The organism is Actinomadura harenae (assembly GCF_003696215.1).
GTDB lineage: Bacteria > Actinomycetota > Actinomycetes > Streptosporangiales > Streptosporangiaceae > Spirillospora > Spirillospora harenae.
This window is the reverse complement of the sequence record NZ_RFFG01000004.1, coordinates 129,685-144,979: the sequence shown is the minus strand read 5'-3', so window position 1 is coordinate 144,979 and position 15,295 is coordinate 129,685. Positions and strand designations below refer to the sequence as shown.

Annotated in this window: 12 protein-coding genes; 4 read left to right on the top strand and 8 right to left on the bottom strand. The window is 72.4% G+C overall.

Annotated features, from left to right (window positions below; all coding sequences use genetic code 11):
- Positions 1-3: 3 nt before the first annotated feature.
- The 5 genes from EBO15_RS03715 to tdh form a co-directional block, all read right to left on the bottom strand.
- Positions 4-1,422: an alpha/beta hydrolase gene (locus EBO15_RS03715; protein ID WP_122192869.1), complete on the bottom strand. Its 1,419-nt coding sequence runs from the start codon at positions 1,420-1,422 to the stop codon at positions 4-6.
- A gap of 130 nt (positions 1,423-1,552) precedes the next feature.
- Positions 1,553-2,266: a LytR/AlgR family response regulator transcription factor gene (locus tag EBO15_RS03710; protein ID WP_122192868.1), complete on the bottom strand. Its 714-nt coding sequence runs from the start codon at positions 2,264-2,266 to the stop codon at positions 1,553-1,555.
- Complete coding sequence (locus EBO15_RS03705; protein WP_147481368.1) at positions 2,263-3,312, bottom strand: sensor histidine kinase; 1,050 nt, start codon at positions 3,310-3,312, stop codon at positions 2,263-2,265. The genes EBO15_RS03710 and EBO15_RS03705 overlap by 4 nt, the downstream gene beginning before the upstream one ends.
- Before the next feature lie 62 nt (positions 3,313-3,374).
- Positions 3,375-4,544: a glycine C-acetyltransferase gene (locus EBO15_RS03700; RefSeq protein ID WP_122192866.1), complete on the bottom strand. Its 1,170-nt coding sequence runs from the start codon at positions 4,542-4,544 to the stop codon at positions 3,375-3,377.
- A 12-nt stretch (positions 4,545-4,556) separates the two neighbouring features.
- A complete protein-coding gene (tdh, locus tag EBO15_RS03695; RefSeq protein WP_122192865.1) occupies positions 4,557-5,597 on the bottom strand; it encodes an L-threonine 3-dehydrogenase in 1,041 nt (346 codons plus the stop codon).
- A 211-nt stretch (positions 5,598-5,808) separates the two neighbouring features.
- On the opposite strand from tdh, the gene EBO15_RS03690 reads away from it, so the two are divergent.
- The 4 genes from EBO15_RS03690 (at position 5,809) to EBO15_RS03675 (ending at position 10,517) form a co-directional block, all read left to right on the top strand.
- Positions 5,809-6,951, top strand: coding sequence for a M20/M25/M40 family metallo-hydrolase (locus EBO15_RS03690; RefSeq protein ID WP_122192864.1), 1,143 nt, complete (start codon positions 5,809-5,811; stop codon positions 6,949-6,951).
- The gene (locus EBO15_RS03685) at positions 6,944-7,726 is read left to right on the top strand and encodes a GNAT family N-acetyltransferase (RefSeq protein WP_233615907.1); all 783 of its coding nucleotides are present in this window, start codon (positions 6,944-6,946) and stop codon (positions 7,724-7,726) included. Before EBO15_RS03690 ends, EBO15_RS03685 begins: the two co-directional genes overlap by 8 nt.
- Positions 7,723-8,820 (top strand): o-succinylbenzoate synthase, encoded by a 1,098-nt coding sequence (gene menC, locus EBO15_RS03680; protein WP_122192862.1) that lies wholly within the window; start codon positions 7,723-7,725, stop codon positions 8,818-8,820. Before EBO15_RS03685 ends, menC begins: the two co-directional genes overlap by 4 nt.
- Before the next feature lie 107 nt (positions 8,821-8,927).
- Positions 8,928-10,517 (top strand): PucR family transcriptional regulator, encoded by a 1,590-nt coding sequence (locus EBO15_RS03675; protein WP_122192861.1) that lies wholly within the window; start codon positions 8,928-8,930, stop codon positions 10,515-10,517.
- Here the strand turns inward: EBO15_RS03675 and EBO15_RS03670 are convergent.
- The 3 genes from EBO15_RS03670 to EBO15_RS03660 are packed head-to-tail and all read right to left on the bottom strand — an operon-like array spanning position 10,492 to position 15,292.
- The gene (locus tag EBO15_RS03670; protein ID WP_122192860.1) at positions 10,492-12,474 is read right to left on the bottom strand and encodes a prolyl oligopeptidase family serine peptidase; all 1,983 of its coding nucleotides are present in this window, start codon (positions 12,472-12,474) and stop codon (positions 10,492-10,494) included. The two genes, EBO15_RS03675 and EBO15_RS03670, sit on opposite strands and share 26 nt — an antisense overlap.
- Entirely contained in the window at positions 12,471-13,481 is a 1,011-nt protein-coding gene (locus EBO15_RS03665; RefSeq protein WP_158628124.1) for an erythromycin esterase family protein, read from the bottom strand. Before EBO15_RS03665 ends, EBO15_RS03670 begins: the two co-directional genes overlap by 4 nt.
- Positions 13,463-15,292: an ABC transporter substrate-binding protein gene (locus tag EBO15_RS03660; RefSeq protein ID WP_122192858.1), complete on the bottom strand. Its 1,830-nt coding sequence runs from the start codon at positions 15,290-15,292 to the stop codon at positions 13,463-13,465. Before EBO15_RS03660 ends, EBO15_RS03665 begins: the two co-directional genes overlap by 19 nt.
- Positions 15,293-15,295 lie beyond the last annotated feature (3 nt).

The following is a 15,295-nucleotide window of genomic DNA, read 5'->3' as shown; positions in this document are numbered from 1 at the left end:
GAGTCAGTTCAGTAGGAAGGTCGTTAGGGCGGTTCGACCGGTTTGGCCTTGTTCGCGGTTCTGGATGGAGTGGGCGGCGCCCTTGACGATGACCAGGGTGGTGCTGGGTGGGCTTACGGCCAGTTCCTGTTCGGCCCATTCGAGGGGAGTGCTGAGGTCGTGGTCGCCGGCGAGGATCAGGGTGGGCAGGTCGGGTAGGCGGCCGGACGGGTTGGAGTTCGGGGGTTCGGCGGGCCAGCGGAGGCAGGTCCGGACGCTGCTCTGGGCGAGGGCGACCGCCTGGGTGTAGGGCCAGGTAGCGGATTCGGGCAGGGTCAGCTGGCCGAGGTAGCTGTGGCGGAGGTTGGACGGGGTGGCCGACGTTCCCCAGGGGAAGCGCAGGTCGTCGCAGATGGTGGCCGCGTGCAGGCCCGCGCTCAGCTGGCCGGCCGGTGTGCCGTCGGCGGGGGTCAGGACGGCCTCGATGGCGTCCAGGCGGCTGGTGTCTCCGGCGACGACCTTGTGCATCGCGTCGATGATGTCGCCCGGCAAGCCGCTGCCGGGGATCGGGTCGGGGCTGCGGTAGGTCGGGTCGATGAACTCGTAGCCGACGACAGCGCCGAACAGGGTCAGTCCGTCGGCCGGGGTGCGGCGCCGGACGAGCGCGGCGAGGTCCTGCGCCGGGTCGAAGGCGCAGGCGGGCGCGGACCTGCAGGCGTCCCGGAGCACTCTGGGCTGGGCGGTGAGGCCGACGAGGTTCAGGTCGCCGGCGACCGTCCAGTGGTGGGGGACGACCGAGTCCATGACCAGTTTGGCCACGTTCCGGGGGTGGGCGATGGCGTAGCGGGCGGCGGTGAAACTGCCGTAGGAGACGCCGTCCACGGTCATGGTGTCCACGCCGAGAGCTCGCCGGAGGTCCTCGAAGTCACCGACGCTCTGGTCGGAGCCGTAGAAACGTGCCCGGTCGCCGAGCAGGTGGCTGCATTCGGCGACCGCTTCGGGGGTGGCGGGGGTGCTGTCGGAGCCGCTGACCTGGGCCTGCATCGCCGGGCAGTCGACGGCGCCCAGGGGACCGGTGCCGCGCTGGTCGAGCATGACCAGGCGGTACTGCTTGAACACCTCAGGCATGCGTCCGGCGATGCGCTGGAGCAGGGCGACGCCTTCCTGTCCGGGGCCGCCGGTGAGGAAGAGCAGTGTGCCCTTGGGTTTCGCCGGGCCGTCGGCGGTGCCGGCCTGGAGGTCGAGTGTGCCGGGCGTGCGGCCGGAGTGGTCGAGTGGGACGGTCAGTGTCCAGCAGGTGAAGCCCGGTTCCACGGCGCCGTCGTCGTCGCGGCAGGCGTGGGGATCGCGGAGGTTCTGGGTGGTGGCGTGGGCGGCGGGCGTGGGGGCTGTGAGGGCGAGGCCGCAGGTGAGGGCGGCGAGGATTCGGGGGATTGTTCTCATCGCGACTCCCGCTCGGTGGGGAAGGTCCGGCGCTCGTGGTTCTGCCGGGCTCACCCTAGGAGCGGCCTCGGGACGGTGGGCGGAGCGAGACGGCGAACGGGAGGAGACGACCGGTGAACGGGAGCGTCGGTCAGGTAGGCAGGCCGAGGGCGGTCCGCACCTGGTCCCGGTAGGCGCGGCCGGAGATGAGGGTGTCGCCGGAGTTGAGGGTCAGCCGCATCTCGCCGTGGGCGAGGATCTCGAGCTCGCGGATCCGGTCGACCCGGACGATCACCGAGCGGTGGATCCGCAGGAACTCCGTGGGGCCGAGACGTTCCTGCAGGTTGGCCAGGGTGCCGCGGATGAGGTGTGAGCGGGTGCCGGTGTGGACGCGCAGGTAGCCGTCCTCGGCCCGGACGTAGTCGATCGCGTTCAGGTCCAGCAGGCGGATCCGGTCGCCCATCTCGACGGGGAGCCGGTTCAGTGGCGGGGTGGTGGTGCGCCGGGCCAGGTGGTCGCGGACGCGGGTGAGGGCCGAATCGAGCCGATCCTGGCCGTACGGCTTGAGGAGGTAGTCGACCGCGTCGATCTCGAAGGCGCGGACGGCGTGGTGGCTGTAGGCCGTCACGAACACGACGGCGGGGTCGTGCCGTCCCCAGATGGCTTCGAGGATGCCGAACCCGTCGCCCTCGGGGAGGTGGATGTCGAGGAAGACCAGGTCGGGGCGGTGCTGGTCGAGGGCGGCGATGGCCGTCTCGGGTGAGCCGCAACCGGCGAGGAGGTGAAGGTCCTTGTGGGTGGCCAGCATGCGTTGCAGGCGTCGCCGGGCGGGTGGCTCGTCGTCGACGATCAGGGTCTTGATCATGTTCGTGCCGTCCGGAGCGGGAGCCGTACGGTCGCGGTGACGCCGCCGTCGGGGCGCGGCTCGACGCTGAACCGGTGCTCCGCGCCGTACATCTGGGTGAGCCGGGCGCGTGCGTTGGCCAGGCCGATCCCGGTGCGCGGACGGCCGGGTGGCAGGCCGACGCCGTCGTCGGTGACGACCAGCCGCAGCCAGGATCCTTCCGGCCTGGCGGAGATGGTGACGGTGCCCGGGGCGTCGCGGGGTGAGATGCCGTGGCGTACCGCGTTCTCCACCAGTGGCTGGAGCAGCAGCGGCGGGACGAGCGCGTCCAAGGCGCCGGGATGGAGTCGCCAGTCGACCGCGAGCCGGTCCTCGAATCGGGCCCGCTCGATGTCCACGTAGGCGGACAGGACCTCCAGGTCCTCGCGGAGGGGCACCTCCAGCGAGCCGTCATGCTCCAGGGACTGCCGCAGCAGGGTGCTCAGCCGGACGACCATCTCCTCCGCGCGGCGCGGGTCGTCGTGGACGAAGGCGGCGATCGTGTTCATCGCGTTGAACAGGAAGTGCGGCCGGACCTGCGCCCGCAGGGCCTGCAGCGCGGCGTGGGCCAGTTGTTCGCGGGCCTGTGCCAGTTGCTCACGGCGCCGCCGGTGCTGGGCGAAGTAGTAAACCCCGTGGGCGACTCCGACCCATTCGAAGTACATCGCCAGGTAGGCGCCGAGGTTGCGGAGGTACTCCTCGCCGAAGCCCCGCGCGGGCGGCAGCCAGTGCAGCACCGGGTCGAACAGGAACATCCGCCCGCTGAGCCAGCAGAGCGCGACCAGGTAGCCCGCCAGGTGGACGAGCAGCGCCCGCGCCACGTGCGGCCGGCTGATCGGACACCACATGGTGAGCAGGTACACGCCGATGTTCACCGGGATCCACGACAGGGAGGACGCCATGGTCTGCGCGAGCCCCAGCCCGGCGCTGTGCGTCCCGTCCGCGTAGTCCTTCCACCACCCGAGCGCGTCCACCAGCGCGAGCAGTGACACGACCGCGGTCCAGATGCTGAACACGCGCCGATTCACGCCCGTACCGTAACGACCCCCGCCCGCCGCCGCCCGACCGCTTCCGGACAGGGAGGTCGCTGTCAGGCGGTGACCGCTCGGAAGGCCGAGACCGCGTGGTGGACGTCTTCGGGTGTGTGGGCGGCTGAGAGCTGGACTCGGATGCGGGCCTTGCCCTTCGGGACCACGGGGTAGGAGAACGCGGTGACGAAGATGCCGTGGGCGAGGAGGTCCGCGGCGATTCGGACGGCTGTGGGGGCGTCGCCGAACATGACGGCGACGATCGGGTGGGTTCCCGGCAGCAGGGTGAAGCCCGCGGACGCCATCTCCGCACGGAAGAGGGCGGTGTTGGCGGCGAGGCGGGCGCGGGCGTCGTCCGAGGCGGCGAGCAGGTCGAGGACGCGCAGGGACGCCCCGACGATCGACGGGGCAAGCGAGTTGGAGAACAGGTAGGGACGCGACCTCTGGCGCAGCAGCTCGACGATCTCGGCGCGGCCGGAGACATAGCCGCCGCTCGCGCCGCCGAGGGCCTTGCCGAGCGTGCCGGTGAGGATGTCGACGCGGTCGGCGACGTCGTGGAGGGCGGGGGTGCCGCGGCCGCCGTCGCCAAGGAAGCCGACGGCGTGGGAGTCGTCGACCATGACCAGGGCGCCGTGCCGGTCGGCGAGGTCGCAGATGCCGTCGAGTGGTGCGAGGGAGCCGTCCATGGAGAAGACGCCGTCGGTGACGATCAGTTTGTGGCGGGCGCCTTCCGCGTCGGTGAGCGCGCGTTCGAGGTCGGCCAGGTCGCGGTTGCGGTAGCGGTACCGGGCCGCCTTGGACAGGCGGATCCCGTCGATGATGCTGGCGTGGTTGAGCTCGTCGGAGATGACCGCGTCGACGTCGGTCAGGAGGGCTTCGAAGACGCCGCCGTTGGCGTCGAAGCAGGAGCTGTAGAGGATCGTGTCGTCGGTGCCGAGGAACTCCGACAGGCGTGACTCCAGTTCGCGGTGCGGTGCCTGGGTGCCACAGATGAAGCGGACCGAGGCCATGCCGAAGCCCCACTCGTCCAGGGCCTGTTTGGCGGCGGCGACCACCTCGGGGTGGTCGGCGAGGTCCAGGTAGTTGTTGGAGCAGAAGTTGATGACGTCGGCGTCGCCGACGCGGATGCGCGCCGACTGCGGGCTCACGAGGATCCGTTCGTCCTTGAACAGGCCGGCGGCGCGGATGGCGTCGAGTTCGGCGGCGAAGTGGCCGCGGGATCGTTCGTCCATGGTGGCTCCTGGTCAGGCGGTCTCGGGGGTGGTCCAGTCGATGACGACCTTGCCGCAGCGGCCGGAACGGGCCGTCGCGAAGGCCTGCTCGTGCTGGGCGTGGCCGAAGCGGTGGGTGATGACGGGCGCGATGTCGAGGCCGTTCTGCAGCAGCACCGACATGGCGTACCAGGTCTCGAAAATCTCGCGGCCGTAGATGCCGCGCAGGGTCAGCATCCGGGTGACGACCGTGGCCATGTCGACGGGGACGTCGCCGGTGGGCAGGCCGAGGGCGGCGATCCGGCCGCCCGGTCCCATGTGGGCGATCATGTCGCGGAGGGCGTCGGCGCGGCCGGACATCTCCAGGCCGACGTCGAAGCCCTCCGCCATGCCGAGCCCGTCCTGGGCCTCGGTGATGGTCGCGCGCGTGACGTTCAGGGTGACCGTGGCGCCGAGCTTGCGGGCGAGGTCGAGGCGGTCGTCGCTCACGTCGGTGACGACGATGTTGCGGGCGCCCGCGTGGCGGGCGATCGCGACGGCCATCATCCCGATCGGCCCGGCCCCGGTGATGAGGACGTCCTCGTTGAGGACGGGGAAGGCGAGCGCGGTGTGGACGGCGTTCCCGAACGGGTCGAACACCGCGGCCACATCGGGGTCGACGGGATGCCGGTGCGCCCAGACGTTGGACTCGGGCAGGACGACGTACTCGGCGAACGCGCCGTCGGTCGCGACGCCGAGGCCGATCGTCCGGATGCACAGGTGGCGGCGGCCCGCCCGGCAGTTGCGGCAGGTCCCGCAGACCAGGTGGCCCTCGCCGCTGACCAGTTCGCCCTCGGCGAGGCCCCGGACGCCCGGCCCGGTGGCGGCGACGGTCCCGGCGAACTCGTGCCCGACGACCAGGGGCGCGCGGACGGCGCGCTCCGCCCACGCGTCCGAGGCGTCGATGTGCAGGTCCGTCCCGCAGATCCCGGTCCGCAGGACCCTGATCAGGACCTCCCCCGGGCCCGGCTCCGGCGTGGGGACCTCGACCATCTCCAGTCCCGGGCCGGGTCTCGTCTTCATGAGCGCTTTCATGGCGGGAACGCTAGGCACTCCCCGCGCCATCCCGTTGGGGGGCGGCGACGAATCATCGCGGCCCTGTTCGTCGGCTGCGATGAACCCCGCCCGGCGGCGGTGGACAGCGCCCGGCGGCGCGGCCGTTCTTCGTCGGGACGGCCCAACCGGCGGCGTCGATGTCGTCGGGGACGACAGGTCGTCCCGGCCGCGTGTTCGGGACCCTGGCGGCATGAACGCAGCGTTGATCAGCGATATCGAGCGGCTCGTGGCGTGCGAGTCCCCGTCCGGGGACCTGGCGGCGGTCGCCCGGAGCGCCGAGGTGGTCGCGGAGGTCGGGGCCGGGCGGCTGGGGGTGGAGGCGGAGCGGATCGTCGTCGAGGGGCGCACGCATCTGCGGTGGCGGTTCGGCGGGCGGCCCCGGGTGCTGGTGCTCGGTCACCATGACACGGTGTGGCCGATCGGGTCCTTGGAGCGGCGTCCGTTCGAGGTCCGGGACGGTGTGCTGCGCGGGCCGGGCTGCTTCGACATGAAGGCGGGGCTGGTGATGGCGTTCCACGCGATCGCCGCGCTGGACGACAGGTCGGGCGTGACGTTGCTGGTCACGGGCGACGAGGAGCCCGGCTCCCCCACCTCGCGGACGCTGATCGAGGACGAGGCGCGCCGGTGCGCGGCGGTGCTGGTGCTGGAGGCGGCGGGTCCCGGTGGGGCGTTGAAGACCGAGCGCAAGGGCGTGTCCCGTTACGAGGTGCGGGTGACCGGGCGGGCGTCCCACGCCGGGCTCGACCCCGAGAAGGGGGTGAACGCCGCGTTGGAGGCGGCGCACCAGCTGCTCGCCGTGGCGGCGCTGGGCGATGGCGGGACGACCGTGACGCCGACGACGCTGACCGCGGGCACCACGGTCAACACCGTCCCGGCGGAGGCGGTCTTCGAGGTGGACGTCCGGGCGTGGACGGAGGCCGAGCAGCGGCGCGTCCATTCGGCGATGCTGGCGCTGCGGCCCCGGCTGGACGGCGCGGTGGTCGAGGTGGTGGGCGGCCCGAACCGTCCGCCGCTGGAGGCCGGGTCCTCGCGGGACCTGTTCGCGCTGGCCTGCCGGGTCGCGGGCCGGACGCTCGCCTCGGCGGCCGTCGGCGGAGCGTCCGACGGCAACCTGACCGCGGGCGTCGGCGTCCCCACGCTGGACGGCCTGGGCGCGGTGGGCGGCGGCGCCCATGCCGCCGACGAGCATGTCGTGGTCGCCGAGCTTCCCGGGCGCACCGGGCTGCTGACCGGTCTGCTGGCTTGTCTTCTCGAACGAAATCAGGACTTTCGTTCTGTTCGTCCGGACCAGATCGCCGATGCGGCCGTCTGGAACCATCCCTGGCGTGACTGAAGTGGACATCCGCCTCCTCGAGGAGGTCGGCGACCTGGAAGCCGTTCGCCGCCTGTACGAACGGATCTGGCGGACCGGGGCGACCGGCTCGCCGGTGACGGCCGATTTCCTGCGCGCGCTGGCGAAGGCGGGCGGCTACGTGAGCGGGGCCTGGGAGGACGGCGCGCTGGTCGGCGCCTGTTTCGGGTTCTTCGCCCCGCCCGCCCGCGAGGCCCTGCACAGCCACATCGCCGGGGTGCTGGCGGAGGCGCAGGGGCGGAACATCGGCTTCGCCCTGAAGGTCCATCAGCGGGCCTGGGCCCTGGAGCGCGGCGCGCGCGAGATCTGGTGGACCTTCGACCCGCTGATCCGCCGCAACGCGCACTTCAACCTGGTCAAACTGGGCGCCGGGGCGACCGAGTACCTGCCGGACTTCTACGGCCCGATGGACGACGACGTCAACCGGACCGACCCGACCGACCGGCTGTTCGTCCGCTGGCGGCTGGCGTCCCCGGACGTCGAGGCCGCCTGCGCGGGCACCCCGCGGACGGCGACGGCCTCCGGGGAGGCGCTGCTCGCCAAGGGCCCGGACCACGGGCCGCGGGCCGGCCGGACGTCGGCGAAGGTCGTCACGGTCGCGATCCCGGACGACATCGAGGCCCTGCGCGAGCGCGATCCCGCGCTGGCCTCGGCGTGGCGCATGGCCGTCCGGGACGTCCTCGGCGGCCTTCTGGACGACGGGGGCACGGTCATCGGGTTCGACCGCGCCGCCGGATACCTCGTGGAGAGAGCATGAAGATCTCGGGTGTGGAGCTCCGGACGATCCGGATGCCGCTCGTCGCGCCGTTCCGCACGAGCTTCGGCACCGAGACCGTCCGCGAGGCGGTGCTGGTGCGCGTCGTCACCGACGAGGCCGAGGGCTGGGGCGAGTGCGGCGCGGGCCCCGCGCCGCTGTACTCCTCCGAGTACACGCACGCCGCCGTCGACGTGCTGACGCGCCATCTGGCCCCGGCGGTCGCCGGCGTGCGCGGCGCGGACGGGGTGGGCCCCGCGCTGGCGGCGTTCAAGGGGCATCGGATGGCCAAGGCCGCCCTGGAGACCGCCGTCCTGGACGCCGAGCTGCGCGGACGCGGCGAGCCGCTGAGCCGGGCCCTCGGCGCGACCAGGACGGAGGTCCCGTGCGGGGTCTCGGTGGGCATCACCGACACGATCCCCCGGCTCCTGGACGTCGTCGCGGGCCATCTGGAGGAGGGCTACCGGCGGATCAAGCTGAAGATCGAGCCGGGCTGGGACATCGAGCCGGTCAAGGCCGTCCGCGAGCGGTTCGGCGACATCCCGCTCCAGGTGGACGCCAACGCCGCCTACGTCATCGGCGACGCCGGCCACCTGGCCGCGCTCGACGACTTCGGCCTGCTCATGCTGGAGCAGCCGCTGGCCGAGGACGATCTGCTCGGCCACGCGGAGCTGGCGAAGCTCATCCGCACCCCGATCTGCCTGGACGAGTCGATCGTCGACGCCCGCGCGGCGGCCACGGCGATCGCGCTCGGGGCCTGCGCGATCGTGAACATCAAGCCCGGCCGGGTCGGCGGCTACCTGGAGGCCAAGCGCATCCATGACGTCTGCGCGGCCCGCGACGTCCCCGTCTGGTGCGGCGGCATGCTGGAGACCGGCCTCGGCCGGGCCGCGAACGTCGCGCTCGCCGCGCTGCCCAACTTCCGGTTCCCCGGCGACACGTCGGCGTCCGACCGGTATTACACGACCGACATCACCGAGCCGTTCCGGCTCGAGGACGGCCACCTGAGGGTGCCGACCGGTCCTGGTCTGGGTGTCGGTCCCGATCGCGGGCTCCTGGACGCCGTGACCGCCGAAACGGCATGGATTCGGTCTTAACAGTGCTAATTCGGTCAAATCAGACGGCACTTATGGCATGATCTCGTCATGGTGAACGCACGACCACGCACCGGAGTCGCACCGGCTCCGGGCGCGCACCCCACCCCGTGACCAGCCTCGTCCGCGTCCTGGAGGAGTTCGGCTCGACCCTCCTGGAGGTGGTCTGCGGAGACCTGCCGCAGAGGGAGATCGGCGGCGTCGTCATCCACGACCCGCTCGACGAGCCCGAGCTGTCGGCGGACGCCCTGGTCCTGGGCGTCGGCCTGCACGAGGACCTGGCGCGGTTCGTCACCCGGCTGGGCGAGCGCGGGGCCCTCGGGCTGGTCGTCCGCGCGCCGGTCGCTCCTGACGCCGACCTCCTGGCGGCGGCCGAGAAGTCGGGGGTGACCGTCCTGGCGTTCGCGCGCGGCGCCTCATGGAGCCACCTGGCCGGGATGCTCCGCGCGCTGACCGCCGACGGCGACCCGTACGGCGCCGCGAGCCAGGCCCGCTCCGGTGACCTGTTCGCCGTCGCGAACGCGATCGCGGCCCTGCTCGACGCGCCCGTCACCGTCGAGGACCGCAACTCCCGGCTGCTGGCGTTCTCCAGCCGCCAGGACGAGGCGGACCCGTCCCGCGTCCAGACGATCCTCAGCCGCCAGGTCCCCGTCCACTACACGCGGATCCTGGAGGAGCGCGGCGTCTTCCAGGCGATCTACCGCAGCGACCGCCCGGTGTTCGTGGCGCCGCTGCCGGAGTCCGGCGAGCTGCCCCGCGCGGCGATCGCGGTGCGGGCGGGCGACGAGATCCTCGGCACGATCTGGGTGGTCGTCCCCGAACCGCTCGACGAGGAGCGGAGCGGGCTGCTCTACGAGGCGGCCAAGCTCGTCGCCCTGCACCTGGTCTGGCAGCGCGCCGACGCCGACAAGGAGCGCCGCCTGCGCGCGGAGCTGCTGGGCGCCGCCCTCGGCAGCGGGCCGGAGAGCCGCGAGGCCGCCCGCCGGCTCGGGCTCCGGGACGAGCCCGCGATCGTCATGGCGCTCACCGTCGCGCCCGCCGCGGCGGAGACCCCCGCCCAGATCGGCGCGGAGCGCAAGCGGCTCGCGGACGCCTTCGCCATGCACCTCACCGCGGCGCACCCGCGCTCGGTGAGCGGCCTGATCGGCGACGTCGCGTTCGGGGTCCTGCCCCTGGCCCGGGAGGGCGCCGAGGAACGCGCGACCCTGATCGCCCACGAGTTCCTGGCCCGGGTCGGCTCCCGCCTGCGCCCGCTGATCGGGGTGGGCCGTCTCGCCCGGGACGGCTCGGCGCTCACCCGCTCCCGCTCCAGCGCCGAGCAGGCCCTGCGCGTCCTGCGGGCCGGGGTCCTGGACCAGCAGGTGGCGCTGCTGGACGAGGTCCACATCGAGGCGCTGCTGCTGGAGCTGTCCGACCTGATCCCGCAGGCCGACCTGCCCAGCGGGCCCGTCGCCCGGATCGCCGCCTACGACCGGGAGCACCAGGCGAACCTCATGGAGACGCTGCGGGCGTGGCTGGACGCGTTCGGCGACGTCGCGCTGGCGTCCACGGCGATGTTCGTGCACCCCAACACGTTCCGTTACCGGCTGCGCCGGGCGGCCAAGGTCGGCGGGATCGACCTCGGCGACCCGGACGCCCGGCTGAGCGCGATGATCCAGCTGCGCCTGATGTCCGTCAGATCCGCAGGCCGAAACTCCTGAGCAGGAACGCCAGCCACTCGGTGTCCTGCTCGACCGCCACGTCATGGCCGGTCGCCGCGCCGTGCCCGGCGTCCTCGAAGACGTGCACCAGGATCGGCGCGGCGCCCCGCTGGGCGGCCTGGAGGCGCGCGGCGAACTTGCGCGCGTGCCAGGGACGGCACCGCGGATCGTTCGCGCCCGCCTGGATGTACAGGGCGGGGAACGCGCCGTCCCGGATCAGCTCGTAGGGCGACAGTGTCAGGAAGCGCCGGACGTCGGCGGGATCGTCGGGGTCGCCCCACGCCTTGCGGAGGACGAACTCCAGGTAGGGGTCGCGGGTGCCGCCGATCAGGTCGAGCAAGGGCGCGCGCGGCAGCACCGCCCGCCACAGGTCGGGACGTGTCGTCGCGGCGACGCCGCACATCAGCCCGCCGTCCGACCCTCCGGTGAGCGCGAGCCCGCCGGGGGCCGCCCGTCCCGTGTCGATGAGATGCTCGGCGACCGCGACGAGGTCGGCGTCCCGCACCTGCTTCCGCTCCCGGTGCGCGGCCATCCACCAGTCCCGGCCGAACTCCCCGCCGCCCCGCAGGTACGCCTGGACGACGGCGCCGCCCGCCGCGACGAAGGCCGCCAGATCGGCCTGGTAGGCGGGCAGCAGCGGCACCCCGGCCGCGCCGTACGCGGAGACGAGCACGGGCGGGTTCGACGGCTGGGGCGCGTCGGACGCGTCGGCACGGCCGCTGATCAGGTGATACGGGATCGGGACGCCGTCGGAGGCGATCGCCTCGCCCACCTCGACCGTGGCGTCCAGGGTCACCGCGGGAGGCACGAGAGTCTCCAGCGGAGCGCCGAAGCGATGGGCGTGGACGGCCCACGACGTGGTCGGCGTGGAGAAGGCGAAGACGTAGGACGGGGCGGGGTTCCCCACGGCCAGGGCGGTCAGCGGGAAGAACGGCGAGGACAGCGCGCCCCGTCCGGGCAGCGGCACCTCGCCGACGACCGCGCCGGCCCGGTCGAGGATGCGGACGCGCGCGAAGGTCGCGTCGAACTCGCTGAGGTACAGGTGGTCGCCGACCGGTGTCAGGGAGCGCAGGACCGTGTCGCCCTCGGGGACGAGCTCGGTCCAGTCGGACGGGTCGTCCAGCGAGATCGCGACGACCCGGCCGCGCGGGGCGTCCACGTCGGTGACCGCGACGTAGCGGTCGCCGACGATGTGCCCGGCGATCGTTCCCGGGCTGTCGGTGAGGAACGGACGCCATGTCCCGCCGACGCGCCGGACCGCGATGGGGAAGGGCGCGCCGACCCGGTGGGCGGCGACCTCCCACCGGTCGCTCGTCTGGATCAGCGTGTACTCGCGGGAGGTCCCCACCGGGACGGGTTCCAGTGTGGTGCCAGCGCCCAGCCGGTGCAGGAAGACCGCCTGCCGGAACTCCTCCGGTGGTCCGGTGAGCGCGAAGAAGTAGAACCCGCTGCCGTCGGGCAGCCAGGAGACGCCGCCGACCCACGCGCTGTGCAGGACCTGGGTCGGGGCGCCGTCGAGCTCCCGGCCCGTGGCCGTGTCGAACAGCCGGATCGTGTTGTGCTCGCTGCCGTCGTCGCAGATCCCGGCGGCCAGGACGCTCCCGTCCGGCGAGGGCGCCAGCCAGGACGGCACGCCCTCGCCCAGCGACGCGATCCGCCGTCCGTCGCCGTACGGGGTGCCGGAGACGACCACGTCCGTCCCGACGGCGCGGAACCACCGGCCGGCCGCGTACCTGGGCGGATCCGGGCGGGCTCCGGTGTCGAAGGCCAGCACCAGCTCCCGGACGGCGTCCCGGTCCACCCCGTCGAAGATCACGGAGGCGGCCAGGTCCGCCTGCGCCCGCTGCCAGTCCCGGACCTCGGGCGTCTCCTCCTCCAGCCAGCGGTAGGGGTCCGGCACCGCGATCCCGGCGACGTCCGCGACGATGTCGACGGTCCGGGTGGGCGGGTACTTCATCGGTACTCCTCGAACTCGGCGCGGAGCCGTTCGAACGCTCCGGGGATGAGGGTGGCGTGGTCGAGCCGGACGAGCGCGTCGAAGCCCTCGGCCGACTCGGCGGGGTCGCCCGGTCCTCGCTGCTCGAGGTGGACGTCCCAGTCGAACGGCCGCGCCGAGCGCTCGGTGAAGCGGATCACCGGTCCGGAGTCGTAGGTCATCCCGACGACGGCCATCGCGGGGCCGAGCTCCGCGTCCAGCAGGGCGCCCATCATCGGACGGCCGTCCAGCGGCGTCCGCTGGACGTGCCCGTTGTGCGCGCTGACCACGACGCGTTCCTCGCGTTCCAGAACCCAGCGCACGGTGTCGGCCATGAAGACGTCCCGGGGATAGGGCTCCCCGTCGCGGACCGGTTCCTGTTCGTCGAGGAACGCCGCCAGTGAGGCGGCGGCGCGCGCCACGACGCCGTCGCGCGAGTCCCTGGCGCGGAGGGTCAGGGCACGCAGGTCCGCCAGCAGGGCGTCCCGTTCGGCGGACGGCAGGGCGGCGAGGCGCACCACCGCCTCGGTCCGGCCGCCCAGGTCGCTCCGCCGGGCCAGGTCGCGCAGGTCCCGGCCGGGCGTCCGCTCGGCGATCACCCGGACGGCGGGCCTCGGCGAGGTGGACGACCCCGGCAGATCCATCCCGTAGAAGCCGACTCCGGCGGTCCGCATCCATTCCAGTTGCCGCCGCATCGGCGCGCACTCGCCGAAGCGGTAGGTGATGCCGTCGCGGGCCACGTCCGCGACGGCCGCGACGGCCGCTACATCCCCTTCATCCGCCGGGCCGCCGCGGAGCCAGGCGTCGACGCCCAGCCCCTCGGCGAACCCGGACTCCATGACGAACGCCGTGAACCCGTGCTCCTCGACCAGGTGCCGGAGGATCCGGTCCTTGAGCTCGTAGAACTCGGTGATGTTGTGGGCGCTCTCCCCGAGCGCCACCACCCGGACGTCGGCTGGCAGCTCGGTGATCAGTCGTGGAAGTACCATTGCTCCGGCGCGTACAGGTAGCTCAGCAGGGCCTTGAACGACGAGGTCGGGCCGGACAGCGTGTTCTTCCAGACGACCAGGGTGTTCGGGGTCGGGAAGAGCAGCACGGGCTGGTCCTGGGCGAGCGCGGTGGCCTCGGCGGACAGGGCCTTGGGGTCCGCGCCGAACGTCGAGGCGTTGATCAGCTTGTCGACCTGGGGGTTGGCGTAGGAGCCGAGGTTGAAGCTGCCGCCGGTGTTGAACACCGTGTTGCCGCTGGGGTAGCCGACGGCGAGGTAGAGCGGCCCGAAGTCCTGCATCGCCCATTCGTTGGCCTTGGCCGGGGCGAAGGAGTTGCCGTAGTTCTCGTACATGTAGTTGAGCGACTTGGTCACGATCTTCACCTCGATCCCCAGCTTCTTGGCGGCCGAGACGAACGCGATGTCGCGGGCGCCGACGTAGCCGGGCGTGTTGGCCGAGGCGAGCGTGAACCCGATCGTCTGCCCCTGCTTGATCCCGGTACCGCAGAGCGACGGCTGCTCGCACGTGGTCGTTCCCCCGGGCACGACCTTCCAGCCGTGGTCGGTGAGCAGCTTGGTCGCCGCCGCCGGGTCGTACGGGTAGGGCGCCTTGTCACCGAAGGACGGCGGGTAGGGCGAGTCGGCCCCCGCCGTGGTGTGGTTCTCCGCCCCCGCGCCGTTGTAGATGCCGCGGCTGCTGATGTAGCCCTTCTCGTCGATCAGCCGCTGGAGCGCCTGCCGGACGTACGGCTGCGCGATGACCTTGTCGAAGCCGCCGACGGTGTGCTTGAAGTTGATCGTGAGCGCGTCGATCCGGGCCGGGGCCGGACTGCTGTAGACGGTGTAGCCCTTGGCCTTGAGCGCGCCGGCCTGCGAGATGAACGTCGAGTCCAGCGTGCCGACGGTGAGGTTGCCCGCCTTCATCTGGTTGAGGACGGCGGCGGCGGACGTGAACGCCTTGAAGTCCACCTGGTCGAGGCGCTTCTCGCCCGGACCGCTGTAGGACTTGTTCGCGGCCAGGGAGAACGAGCCGGTCGTCGGGTCGAAGCTCTTCAGCTTGTACGGCCCGTTGACGACCTGCCAGAGCGGGTTGGTGGCGAACGTCTGCTGACGGCTCGACTGCTTGGTGAGGTAGCCGTAGATCGCCTTGGCGTTCTTCGGATCGGTGTAGTCCAGGTGCGGGCCGCCGTCCTTGGCGATGTTCCACTCCTGGGACGGCATGACGTACAGCAGCGCCAGCATGGACAGCAGGTAGGACGGGTTGTACGCGGTCTTCAGGGTGAGTGTGAGGGTGTCCGGCCTGGTGGCCTCGGCGGTCACGCCGTCCGGGAACTGGCCGGGGGTGTAGAAGCTCCAGTTGGCCGGGCTCACGGCCAGCGCGGCCTTGAGCAGGTCGAGAGAGAAGACGACGTCATCGGCGGTCACGGGACGGCCCGTGGACCATTTGAAGTCCTTCATCTTGATCGTCACGGTCCTGCGGTCCGTGCTGTAGACCGGCTGCTCGGCCAGGCTCAGCGCGGGGTCGACGATCTGGCTTCCCTCGCCGCTCGGCCGGTACAGCGAGCGCCACAGCTGGCCGCGGGCGATCACCGTGCCGTTCGCCGAGGCGGGCGGGTAGGGGTAGATGTAGTTCGGGCTGAGACCGGGGGTCAGCGCGACGACGGCCGTGCCGCCGTCCTTCGGGGTGCCGGTCTGCTTCGGGGGCACGGTGATGATGCTCTTGGCCGTCCCGCCGCCGCCGGAGCCGCACGCGGTCGTGGCGAGGGGGACGGTGAGCAGGGTGGCGAGCACGATCGAGATGCGTCCGCGCATGCT